The 12,568-nt window shown below is 41.4% G+C and carries 8 protein-coding genes and 3 pseudogenes; 3 read left to right on the top strand and 8 right to left on the bottom strand.

The window, feature by feature from the left end; genetic code table 11:
* Nucleotides 1-7: 7 nt before the first annotated feature.
* Nucleotides 8-610 (bottom strand): NADPH-dependent FMN reductase, encoded by a 603-nt coding sequence (locus A4H00_RS05270; protein ID WP_067087938.1) that lies wholly within the window; start codon nt 608-610, stop codon nt 8-10.
* 223 nt (nt 611-833) lie between these two features.
* On the opposite strand from A4H00_RS05270, the pseudogene A4H00_RS05265 reads away from it, so the two are divergent.
* A pseudogene (locus A4H00_RS05265) lies at nt 834-2,059 on the top strand (L-lactate MFS transporter).
* Nucleotides 2,060-2,190: 131 nt separating this feature from the next.
* Nucleotides 2,191-3,070 (top strand): annotated as a pseudogene (locus A4H00_RS05260) (helix-turn-helix domain-containing protein).
* 198 nt (nt 3,071-3,268) lie between these two features.
* Here the strand turns inward: A4H00_RS05260 and trxA are convergent.
* The 7 genes and pseudogenes from trxA to A4H00_RS05230 all read right to left on the bottom strand — a co-directional run bounded on the left by trxA (nt 3,269) and on the right by A4H00_RS05230 (nt 11,247).
* Nucleotides 3,269-3,583 carry a thioredoxin gene (gene trxA, locus A4H00_RS05255; protein WP_067087935.1) on the bottom strand — a complete coding sequence of 105 codons (315 nt, stop codon included), beginning with the start codon at nt 3,581-3,583 and terminating at the stop codon, nt 3,269-3,271.
* Nucleotides 3,584-3,649: 66 nt separating this feature from the next.
* Nucleotides 3,650-4,300 carry a GNAT family N-acetyltransferase gene (locus tag A4H00_RS05250; RefSeq protein ID WP_067087933.1) on the bottom strand — a complete coding sequence of 217 codons (651 nt, stop codon included), beginning with the start codon at nt 4,298-4,300 and terminating at the stop codon, nt 3,650-3,652.
* Between the two features lie 78 nt (nt 4,301-4,378).
* Nucleotides 4,379-4,543 (bottom strand): annotated as a pseudogene (locus A4H00_RS12440) (Smr/MutS family protein); the annotation flags it as partial.
* 39 nt (nt 4,544-4,582) lie between these two features.
* Entirely contained in the window at nt 4,583-7,411 is a 2,829-nt protein-coding gene (locus A4H00_RS05245) for a G5 domain-containing protein (RefSeq protein ID WP_067087931.1), read from the bottom strand.
* Nucleotides 7,412-7,914: 503 nt separating this feature from the next.
* On the bottom strand, nt 7,915-10,248 hold the full coding sequence (locus tag A4H00_RS05240; RefSeq protein WP_067087928.1) for an endonuclease MutS2: 2,334 nt from the start codon (nt 10,246-10,248) through the stop codon (nt 7,915-7,917).
* A 145-nt stretch (nt 10,249-10,393) separates the two neighbouring features.
* Nucleotides 10,394-10,939, bottom strand: a complete 546-nt coding sequence (locus tag A4H00_RS05235; protein ID WP_067087926.1) for a CvpA family protein — start codon at nt 10,937-10,939, stop codon at nt 10,394-10,396.
* Nucleotides 10,936-11,247 carry a cell division protein ZapA gene (locus tag A4H00_RS05230; RefSeq protein WP_067087925.1) on the bottom strand — a complete coding sequence of 104 codons (312 nt, stop codon included), beginning with the start codon at nt 11,245-11,247 and terminating at the stop codon, nt 10,936-10,938. Before A4H00_RS05230 ends, A4H00_RS05235 begins: the two co-directional genes overlap by 4 nt.
* 413 nt (nt 11,248-11,660) lie before the next feature.
* On the opposite strand from A4H00_RS05230, the gene rnhC reads away from it, so the two are divergent.
* Nucleotides 11,661-12,560, top strand: coding sequence for a ribonuclease HIII (rnhC, locus tag A4H00_RS05225; RefSeq protein ID WP_067087923.1), 900 nt, complete (start codon nt 11,661-11,663; stop codon nt 12,558-12,560).
* The last annotated feature ends 8 nt before the right edge of the window (nt 12,561-12,568 follow it).

Below are 12,568 nucleotides of genomic sequence, written 5' to 3'. Positions count from 1 at the left end.
ATACCTCCTATTCTTCTGTCTCCCAAGCAAAAGCTCGTTTGCTATCTGTATCTGCCTGTTGCACTAGTTGATTCGTCAGCAGGACAAATTGTTGAAATTCTGCAAAATGCTCTTCTAACTCGAGTACCTTCTCTTCATTGTGCAAGTGATATTCGTCATCCAGAACTTGTTCTGAGTGTCCTAAAAAGAACTCCGTCCCTGGCATGACGCGTGCTTTTAATTCAGGCGCATCTAAGATTTGACGCAAATGAGCTTGAGCACGAGAAGTTCCCAAGGAACCAAGGGAAGCTCCTACAATCATCGTTGGCTTATTGATGAGGGCACGACTGGTGTAGGCAATCCATTCTAAGGCTGAGGCCAATGGTGCGGGAATCGTATGGTCATACTCAGGTGTCGCAATAATCACTCCTTCTGCCCCCAAAATTTTCTGTGAAAAATCCGCTACCGCTGCCGGTGCTATCTTATCTGCTGGCTCATTGAAAGCAGGAAGATCCTTGATTTCCAACACCTCAATTTCCGCCTTATCGCGAAAATGCTTTGACATAAACTGCAACAATTTTCGATTGGTTGAACGAGCTGAATTCGTCCCAACAATAGCTACCAACTTCATATTGTTACTCCTTTCACAATCTTTTTGATGATACCATTATACTATTTAGCACGGATTTGTAAACGTTTTTCTCTTGTTTTCAGTGTTATTGTATTGGTTTTGCTGATAATTCTATCATTCTCATGAAAAATATAAGGAATTTTTCAAAGAAATATTGACACCGATATTTACTTTTTGTTATAGTGTTTGTGAAAAAATAAACAATCTCAAAAGGAGGTTCGCTATGAATCGTTCACTCAATCGTTGGCAAGTCATTCTAGCTTCCACTGCTATCTTACTATGTACAGGCGCCATCTATTCCTTTAGTGTCTTTGCAAAACCTTTAAGCCTCGAGACGGGCTGGTCCATGCCGCAAATTATGTTGGCCTTTGCTATCAACTCCGCTATTGGCCCAATCCCAATGATTTTAGGAGGTTACTTAGTCGATAAGGGTTATGTCAAATGGACAATTGCTTGTGGTGCTCTCCTTTTTGCAGTCGGCTTTATACTGACAGGATTGTCCACTACTCCCGGTATGCTCTATTTCAGTTACGGTTTGCTAGCAGGCTTAGGACAGGGATTTGCTTATTCTGGCGCTCTTAGCAATACCATTCGCCTCTTTCCTGATAAAAGAGGGTTGGCATCTGGCATTTTAACAGCAGGTATGGGGTTTGCTGCCGTCATTGCGTCTCCAATTGCCAGCTATCTTATCCAGCACCATAGCGCTAGCTTTGCTTTCAAAGCACTTGGGTTCGTTTACCTCATCATCGTACTAATCGCTAGTTTCTTTATCAAAGCAGCCCCAGCTGACTACAAACCAGAGGGGTGGAATCCTCCCGTACGGACTGGAAATGCTGTTGTAAACAAAACTTGGAAAGAAATGCTTACAACCCCTATCTTCTATGTTATTCTTTCTATGTTCTTTGTTGGTGCATTTTCAGGCTTAATGATTGCTTCACAAGCTTCGCCAATTGGTCAAACTATGTTTGGACTCTCAGCTGGAACAGCGGCACTTTATGTCAGCCTGTATTCTATTAGTAATTCAAGTGGTCGTTTTATTTGGGGAAGCCTGTCTGATAAAATCGGCCGTAGCCAGACTCTTCTGATTATTTTCTCTGTCGTCATTGTCTCCCTTCTTATTCTTACTCTCATACCTGGTCAAGTCGGTTTCTCAATGGGAATCATCGGGCTTGGAATTTTTTCGGAGGGGTTATGGGGGTCTTTCCATCTATTGTCATGGAAAACTACGGACCAGCCAACCAAGGAGTCAACTACGGTATTATCTTTACCGGCTATTCTTTAGCAGCCTTTTTTGCTCCTCGCCTAGCGATTCAATTAGCCAATGCCAACAACGGAAACTACGGTAAGGCCTTTTATCTCTCTATTGCCTTTGCAGTGGTAGGACTTGCCTTAAATCTTCTCTATATGAAAATGCATAAAAATAAACTGACCACTTCTGTTCAAACCTAGCATTTTTGATATAATAGACTTGTTCGCTTCATTTTAAACCGATCAATATAGAGGAGCTTTTGAACTGCTTGTGTTTCAAAATGGAAGATTTCCGAACGACCCTAATGAAAAAAAGAACTTAAGGAGGGAATATGGCAAGATACTCGCGATATATCAAGGATAATCCGTCTGGTTTTCCCTATTATTATGAAAATGCCTACCTGACACTTCACGATCCTGATAACATGTATCATTGGCACCCAGAATTGGAATTAATTTATGTCCAAAAAGGAAGTGCCCACTACCATATCCACACCGAATCCTTTATCAGTTCCCCAGGTGATATCATCCTCATTCAACCAACATTTTTATGCTATAAAGCCTATCGTCGGAAAAGAACAACAGTATCAAACATTTCAAATCCATTTAGATCATCTAGGTCGATCACAAATTGAATTGTTCAGTCAGCGCTATATTCAACCGATTCACACCGGGCACTTCTATCTGACCCCACGGATTCAACCCAGTATGGACGGCTATGAGGAAATCAAAACCTGTCTCCTATCCATTTTTTCATTGATTTATGATCAGCGTCTCTATTACGATATGTTACTAAAATCAAAACTGTATGAACTCTTTTATCTTTTGTTTAAGTATCGACATGTCAATCGCCATTATACGGATGACACGTATCACAAATATGAGAAATTACGTGATTTAATCCAATATATAGAGGAGCATTTAGCTGAACCACTCACGATTGATTTACTGGCGGATTACTTCGGGTACAGTCGAAATCATTTTATGAGTATTTTCAAAAAGCACACCGGGAGTTCCTGCGGGGAGTTTATTTTGCAAAAACGACTCAATAAGGCCTGTGAGCTCTTACTCCAGACCAGCTTACCGATTGCTGAAATTGCTCCCCTTATCGGTTTTGATAATTTATCAAATTTTAATCGACATTTCAAGAAACACTTTCAAGTAACTCCTAGACAGTACCGCAAACAAAAGGGGAATAGGGCTCAAGTATAACTTCATTTTATACTCAATGAAGATTAAAGTTGGCATTTTTGCAACTTACTTAGATAGTTTGAACAGAAGCTAGCTATTTTTACTATCCGTTGCATTTACTGAAAAAGCTCTATAACCTCTGCGGTGGAGTTACCCACTACAAAAATTATAGAGCCACAAAATAGACCGAGAACATGAGCTGTTCTCGGTCTATTTTTATTATGCAAACTCAGCAATAATTGCTTTGATTTGGTCTTTGCTGTGGACACCAGCAACTTGCTTGACAACTTCTCCATCTTTTTTAAAGAGAAGAGTTGGAATGGACATAATGCCAAATTCACGAGCTGTATTTGGATTTTCATCCACATCCATTTTCAAAATTTTCAATTCATCTTCATGAATTTCTTCTGCTAATTGCTCCAAAATAGGTGCTTGCATGCGGCATGGACCACACCAAGTTGCCCAAAAATCAATCAAAACAAGACCTTCTTTGGTTTCTTCGACAAAGTTTGCATCAGTAACTGCTTGAACCATTATTGTTCTCCTTTTTTTATTGGTACTGTTATTCTACACCAAAAGAAAGCTTTTTCAAAATATTTGCTACGCAAGGCAAATATCTATGACATAGGTGAATTCTTGGTAGCATTCCTCAATGTCAAACAAGTCCAAATCCGCCTGATTAGCAACTATATAAATCCCCTCTCTGAGGTAGTAAGGCAGTGGCTGTCCAGCCATGTCTGTCAAAGATAGGCTAGCCTTTTCTACATCAACACCGAAACGGAAAGTAGGCGTATCCTTTGGCTGACCGACGACTAAGTAATCGCTACATACCAACTTGCCACCCCATTTTTGATAGAGATGATTAGCCACATCTCCCTCACGTGTGAAAATCGCTAGCTTTTCCACCCGATACTCCCGCAATTCGCTCAAGGCTTGAGCGTAGAGAGCTTGAGCGATTCCCTGTCCTTGATAGTCTGGATGAACTGCTAGATTGGTAAAATAGGCCACTTTGTCTGCGGGTGCATACAGATAGGACTGGCTACATTCTTGATTGTAAATGTCTATATCTAGCAAACCAACAATCTGACCATCTTTTTCTGCTACCCACTCAATGCGGTCATCATAGATATCCCTATTCAAGGTAGGCTTGGTTGTCTCTCTATCATCAAAAAAGGGAGAAAAGAGATAGCTAAGTGCCTTAGTATAGACCCAACCTTTTTCATCACTCGACTTGTATTTCCTGATAAGCATATTTCCTACTCCTTGCTTTAAAAGATACCACTATTTTACCCCCCCCCCCAAAAAAAATCAAGTTTGTCAAGGGATATATTATTTAAAGGTCACAATGGTTGCACCGCTGCCCCCAGCATTCTGCGGGGCATAGCCAAATTCCTTGACCTGCTTGTTACGGCGAAGATACTTGGTCACTCCCTCACGGATGACACCTGTCCCGATACCGTGGATAGTATCAACCTGCGACAGATTGTTCAGCAAGATGCGTTAACAACGGAAGAAGTTAATTTTTAACGAGTATTATTTTTTGCGACGCTTACCACCGAAGGATACTAAACTAGTCATGCCCAATAGACTTAAACCGTATAACGCTAGACTAGAATGCTTGGTACCTGTTTTTGGCAGAGAGACCTTTTCTTCTTTAGTCGTTACTGCTGGAGACGTTTGCTTGATAGTGCTTGTCTGTTTCATCGGAGCTGATTCCATCTCCTTGTTTTTACTAGTTACCGGCCTTTCGGAAATCTGAATCGCCCCTCCCTGCTGAGGTCGGTGGGGTTCAGGCTTACTTGGGATAGTGGCTACTGGTAATTTGACTGTCGGGAAATTACCTGGTACTTCTCTACGACCTGTACCATACTCAACAATCTTATCTACTTTTTCTGTCACCTCAACAACTGGTTCGTTTGCTATCGCTTCACCTGTTTCAATATTGAATGTGTAGGTGGTTGTCGTTTTCTTGTGGCCAGCTACGCCTTCAGTCACCACACGCTCAATGCCTTCAGCTAGGTTCGGATTGGGACGACGAATCGTGTCAAAAGGAAGTTCCTCCTCTTCAACTTTCGGATGTAAATCCTGCTGAATAACGTCATCTGAGATTGGAGAGACTGGTAATTTGACTGTTGGGAAATTACCTGGTACTTCTCTACGACCTGTACCATACTCAACAATCTTATCTACTTTTTCTGTCACCTCAACAACTGGTTCGTTTGCTATCGCTTCGCCTGTTTCAATATTGAATGTATAAGTGGTTGTCGTTTTCTTGTGGCCAGCTACGCCTTCAGTCACCACACGCTCAGTACCTTCAGCTAAGTTCGGATTGGGACGACGAATCGTGTCAAAAGGAAGTTCCTCCTCTTCAACTTTCGGATGTAAATCCTGCTGAATAACGTCATCTGAGATTGGAGAGACTGGTAATTTGACTGTTGGGAAATTACCTGGCACTTCTCTACGACCTGTACCATACTCAACAATCTTATCTACTTTTTCTGTCACCTCAACAACTGGTTCGTTTGCTATCGCTTCGCCTGTTTCAATATTGAATGTATAAGTGGTTGTCGTTTTCTTGTGGCCAGCTACGCCTTCAGTCACCACACGCTCAGTACCTTCAGCTAAGTTCGGATTGGGACGACGAATCGTGTCAAAAGGAAGTTCCTCCTCTTCAACTTTCGGATGTAAAACCTGCTGAATAACGTCATCTGAGATTGGAGAGACTGGTAATTTGACTGTCGGGAAATTACCTGGCACTTCTCTACGACCTGTACCATACTCAACAATCTTATCTACTTTTTCTGTCACCTCAACAACCGGTTCGTTTGCTATCGCTTCGCCTGTTTCAATATTGAATGTGTAGGTGGTTGTCGTTTTCTTGTGGCCAGCTACGCCTTCAGTCACCACACGCTCAGTACCTTCAGCTAAGTTCGGATTGGGACGACGAATCGTGTCAAAAGGAAGTTCCTCCTCTTCAACTTTCGGATGTAAAACCTGCTGAATAACGTCATCTGAGATTGGAGAGACTGGTAATTTGACTGTTGGGAAATTACCTGGTACTTCTCTACGACCTGTACCATACTCAACAATCTTATCTACTTTTTCTGTCACTTCAACAACTGGTTCGTTTGGGGTTACTTCACCAGTTTCCACGTTCAACACGTAAGTAGTGGTTGTTTTCTTGTGGCCAGCTACGCCTTCAGTCACCACACGCTCAATGCCTTCAGCTAAGTTCGGATTTGGACGACGAACCGTATCAAAAGGAAGTTCCTCCTCTACAACTTTCGGTCTTACACCTCTGTAAATAACACTATCCACTGGTTTAAAGACGGTATAACCGACACCATAAAATGTAGCATCTCCGGTTACACCATGAGTAATTGCAGTCTTTCCTAAACGACCATCAACTACACGCGATTCACCAGCATCTAAATTTCTATCTTCTGCGTATACCGTACCAAATGGTATATCGAAAAGTCTAGAATAAATTGGTAAAATTCTAAATATTTGACCATCACGATAATAATTTTCACCCAAGAGGTTAAGTTTGATAGCAACAGTATCAGACGCCGACGCATCAAATTCCACTTTTCCACCGCTATAAAAATTATACGTTATATCACTTGGTAATTTATTTTCAATCCCCTCATTTATATTCCGTGCATATTTTTCTATATTCTCAAAACTCCACGTCGGGTAGTAAGATGAAGGAATAAAATATGACTCATCTGTTCCAGTACCGTATTCTGAAGCATCAAACGTTGCTAATATATACTCTTTTCCATCTGCATCTACTGCAAATTTAGGCAAGGTCACGGTTCGAGTCTCATACTGAGGGAAGGGAACTTCTTTATCCAAGGTGGCAACAACAGGTTTCCCATTCATATCTTTCAACTCTATAGGTCTAAGATCACCCGAAAGTCCATGAAAATATCTCTGTTCATCATAAAGTTCATCGTATGCAAATGGATCTGCCGCCTTCTCAGGATCTAAAAGTGCATCATTATTTTCTCCATACCCTACAACATGAACAGGTGTAACTTCTAACCCAATCTTTTGAGCCATTCCCTGTCGAATAATTTTTGTCACAGGTTCTTGAAGAATCTCACCTGTCGCCGCATCCTTATAACCATCAACCCCAGCTTGTTCTATGATCTCTTCACCGCTTAATAAATTAAAATCCGTTATATATTCAGTCGTATACGGAATCGGAATCCTCGTCTCGACTGTATCCTCCATTGTTACCGAATTAGCTGGCTCTGTATCAGCTGATACATGAGAAACACCTGTTAAACCTATTGTAACCGATGCCACTCCAACCGCAAGTGTGCGAATTGCATACTTATGAAATTGATTATTCATAGTATATCCCTCCTATTATATCGTTTGCAATTATATTTAATTATAGCACTTTGCACTTTAAAAAGTCAACTTAAATCAACAAGTTTTCTACCCCCTCACCAGGGATGAAATGAACTAAAATTCATTGAAAAAAGATGTTGAGGGGGAGACAGACCAAAATACGTCCGAACCGTCTAAGTAGGTCGCAAAAAAGCTAACTTTAATTTTCATTAAGTATAAACTATCTTTGGCGTTTTAAAACAAATTTCCTGAAAACCAGATGCCACTCAAAATGTTTTGACAACTCTCATAAGAAAAGCTGGACTTGCGTCCAGCCTCATTCTCAAGAGTAGAAATTTGGGGAGTAAGACAAAATCGGTATTTCACAGAAATCGATTTTGTCAATTTCGCTTTCTTATTTCTAGGCTCAGGTATCAATAGTCACTCCCCTGACTATTGATATAAGTCAAACTGTTAAACCTATAAAGGAGTTGAGGCTAGACACTTCTGTCTCAGTCTCTGTCCTATTTAAAGGTCACAATGGTAGCACCGCTGCCTCCAGCATTCTGCGGGGCATAGCCAAATTCTTTAACCTGCTTGTTGCGGCGAAGATACTTGGTCACTCCCTCACGGATGACACCTGTCCCGATACCGTGGATAATATCAACCTGAGACAGATTGTTCAGCAAGGCCTGATCAATAAATTCATCCAATTCCTGCATGGCTTCTTCATAGCGTTTGCCACGTAAATCAAGACGGGCCTTTGGCCCTTTACCAGCCGTTCGTTTGACCACATGGACCTGTTTTTGTTTTAGCTTTTCTTCTTTTTCAGCCTTAACAAGGGTAAATTCATCTGCTTTTAGGGTCATCTTAATCAAACCAACTTGGGCTTCCCAACGTCCGTCTTTTAACTGCTTGGTCAAAGTGCCTCGCTGTCCATAGCTGGTCACTAAAATATCATCTCCCACGCGCGCAGCCTTTTCTTTTTTCGCTTTTTTCAAGACCTTGTTTTTAGAAAGGTCAACCACTTCTGGTGCTAATTTTTTCAGCTTGCTTTTGGCTTCAATGATTTGGTGTGGCTTCAAGCTAGCCTGGCTGTGAAGATTTTTCAGAATCTCATCACTTTCTGCTAGCGCCATGGTCACAATCTCTTGTGCCTCTAAACGTGCCTTATTTAACTCTGTTTCTTTTTCTCGTGAAAATTCGTGATAGAGTTTCTTCAAGGCTCGGTTCATCTTGAGATTTTCCTGCTCGACTTCACGAATGGTATCTAAACGCTTACGACTTTCTACTGTTTGCGCTTCTAGCTTTTCAATAATGTGATTCACATCACTATCGGTGCTGGTCATGTTTTCCGCATCCCTGATAATAGCTGTTGATAAGCCGAGACGCTTTGCAATCTCAAAGGCATTGGAACGTCCTGGAACACCCTGCATAAATTTGTAAGTTGGCCGCAGGCTCTGGCTATCAAATTCCATGCTGGCATTTTCCACACCAATTGTCTCAATCCCGTAGGCTTTTAACTCAGGATAATGGGTTGTTGCCATTGTTTTAATGCCTCGTAAGCGCAAATCTTCTAAAATGGCCATGGCAAGCGACGCTCCCTCCTGTGGGTCCGTTCCTGCTCCCAATTCGTCAAATAAGATAAGAGAATCTTGGTCAGCCCGTGCTAAAATATCAACCGTATGGGTCATATGACTGGAGAAGGTTGATAAACTCTGCTCAATCGATTGCTCATCACCAATATCCGCAAACATTTCATGGAACAAACCAACTCGACTGCCCTTATCTGCTAAGATTGGCAAACCAGACTGGGCCATGAGATGAGTTAGACCTAGCGTTTTCAACATAATCGTCTTACCACCTGTGTTGGGACCAGTAATGACAATCGCTGTCAAATCTTCTTTGAAATACAGGTCATTGGAAACAGGATGAGCGAGAAGTGGATGCCGAACATTTAATAGGGCAATATCTTTTGACAAGGATAGATTAGGAATGCTCGCCTGATATGTCCTAGCAAATACATGCTTGGCACGGATTAGATCAAGGTGTCCAATAATCCAAGCATTGTTGCGAATGACGCGGCTATTTGGCCGAAGGATAGCAGATAATTCTTGCAAAATACGACTGATTTCATGGCGTTCTTCTGCCTTGGCATGGGTCATTTCCTCATTCAAGGAAACGACCGCACGAGGTTCAATATAAACGGTCGATCCAGAAGCAGAAATATCATGCACCACACCTGAAATACGATTGCGGTAGGTATTTTTAACTGGCAAAACATTGCGACCATTCCGACTAGCTAGAACGGTATCTGTCAGCATATCGCTCTTGGTTTTCAGCATATCCTGTAAAATCTGTCTAATTTGATCTTCTGATTCCCGAATATTCCTGCGAATCTTGGCTAATTTCTCACTAGCAAAATCCTCTACAAACCCCGCATTGTTAATAGCTTGTAAACTGCCTTGGATATGGGGAAATAGCTCAATTTTTTCAAACAAGGACGGCAATTGACTCAACTGGACATTTTCCAATTGCTGGTAAAAATCTGCTAATTCTTTTGAGACTTCTAACACCTTTTTAACGGCTAAGATTTCAGGAATATTGAGATCTGCCTCCAAGTCCAACCGCTTCATGGCCGGTGCAATATCAACTGTTGCTCCCATGCTAAAATGCGGATACTCAACAAAGAGTTGAGCCATATCTGCCATCTCATCAAAGGCTTGCTGAATTTTCACCGCATCTGTCATAGGCGCAAGGTCTCGTAGTTCAAACATTCCCTGTTCTGTTACAATAAAGGGTTCCAACAAGGCCTTGACCTTGTGAAACTCCAAGGTTTCCATAATTTTCTGGTTCATTTTCTTTCTCCAAGCTCCATCCTCTTTCATGCGACACCTTCGTCGCTTGTTTGTACTGGTAACTTTAAGGATGGGTTTCTTTCAAGTAAAAACAGAGGGACTGGGCAACACGTGCTCAACCCCTTTTCTTAATAACATTGCCTGATTAACCTAGACCAGCAAGCCATAATTTTCTTAACAAGCCAGTCATAATCGGTGTGTGCTGAATAATTGCATTGGCCAACCAACTTTTATGCAATGCATCTTGTACCACTGCTAGGGGAATAGTGCCAGCAATGGTCAACAGCAGCTGCAACGAAATAACGGTCACAACCATCGCTAAAACACCGCTGATTACATTGGTCACCGTCGTATCAGGATCGACAAAACGAAGCAAGTGCACCAACAGTCCCAGTATCCGCATAAAAAGATAGACTACAGCATAGATAAGGAAAAAGGCTAAACCAGCATAAAAAATCTTATCGAGACTAAATAAATACTTGCTGTCAAAATAATAGGTACTAGCGCCCTGACCTGCCGTTGCAAACGGTACCCATAAATACAACAGACTAACTAATTTTTTGTACTGACTCGCCGCAATAATAAGGGAAAGGATACTGGCAAAAGTATAATAACTCTGCAACACTAGCCCACGACTATAGCCAATATAAAAACTCCAAGCTAAAATAACAAACAAGAGCAATGTTATCATGATGGATCCTCAAGCTCATCTAAGTCTAAGAGAGTTACATTTTTCTTGAGCACTTTTTCTTTTACACTAGCCAATTCTGCTTCTACCTTTTCATGCTCCAACTCTCGCTTTAGTTGAACAGACAAGGCATTGATAGCCAGCAACAAGGCCAGAGTTTCAGAATCTGCTGTCGGCATTTTTTCCTTGATTGCCTGGTATTTTTCCTGTGCAATGCGTTCAATCTCTTCCATAAAGAGATTATCATGCTCTGTCGTGAGCGTTAACTGTTTTTCTCCAAATGTAAATTTGTATCGATTTAAGTTTGCCATAAAATTACCTCGACTCATATTATACCGTAAATAAATGATATTATCCAATCAAATCATACTGCCACTACCTCAATTAGTAAAACAAGGTTTGTCAGCGCTAGGAAATACTTTCTCTTCTGTCTCAACAATCTTTTAAGACACAAAACCTCCCTATTAAACTACCTAGTTAAGAAAAATATAAGGTTCTCAAGTTATACTTTATCTATCCTAAAAATTTTCTTTTTCATAAAATCTCCTTGAGAAACTGAGACACCTATGCTCAGTTTCTTATTTTTTAACGAATAGCAATTTATGAAAAGCCGTGATGAACTGCTACCTCCAAGTAGGAACGGAGGTTCTGCCTAGCTCTCTTGTTTTTTAACTTTCCTAATCTTTCCTTCCACAGTTTTGCCCTTTTATGGTACAATAAGATGATGAACAATCTTGTGATAACAATAGATAACTACCAAAAGCAACAGCTACAAGCGCAGTATGCCAACTACCAACTGCCCAATAATAATCCTTATGTCGAAGCCTTTTTCAAGGTAGATGGTGTCAGTATCACCCTATACCAATCAGGTAAACTGATGTTTCAAGGGGAAAAGGCTGGCTCTTTGGCGCAGAACTGGGGCTATCAAGAAAAAGAGCCACCTCGTCCGCAAACACAATCCCAACAGGTTCCAATGATTGGGACAGATGAGGTAGGAAACGGCTCTTATTTCGGAGGACTGGCTGTTGTCGCAAGCTTTGTGACAACAAGTGACCATGCTTTTCTCAAGTCGCTCGGTGTGGATGATTCCAAACGGCTAACAGACCAGAAAATCTGCCAAATCGCACCGGTATTAAAGGAAAAGATCACGCACCAAGCTCTGCTATTGACTCCAAAGAAATACAATGAAGTCATCGAGAAGGGCTACAATGCAGTTTCTGTCAAGGTTGCGCTACATAATCAGGCTATCTTCTTGCTCCTACAAAAAGGGGTGCAGCCACAAGAAATTGTTATCGATGCTTTTACTAGCAAGAAAAACTACAACCGCTACCTGGCGCAGGAAAGCAATCATTTCCTAAATCCTGTCACCTTAGAAGAAAAAGCCGAAGGAAAATACCTAGCTGTCGCTGTATCATCGATTATCGCACGCGCCATGTTTTTGGAAAATCTAGCTCAGTTAGGTCAAACAGTTGGGCGCAAGCTACCATCGGGTGCAGGAAAACAATCAGACCACGTTGCTCGAGATATTCTGTCTCAATTTGGCATGGCTGGACTTGAGCAAACCGCCAAATTGCACTTTGCCAATACTCAAAAGGCACAGGCGCTTTTATCACATCGTAAATGAGGTATCAA

This window comes from Streptococcus marmotae (assembly GCF_001623565.1).
GTDB lineage: Bacteria > Bacillota > Bacilli > Lactobacillales > Streptococcaceae > Streptococcus > Streptococcus marmotae.
The sequence above is the reverse complement of the archived record's forward strand: the minus strand, read 5'-3'. Positions and strand labels throughout refer to the sequence as shown.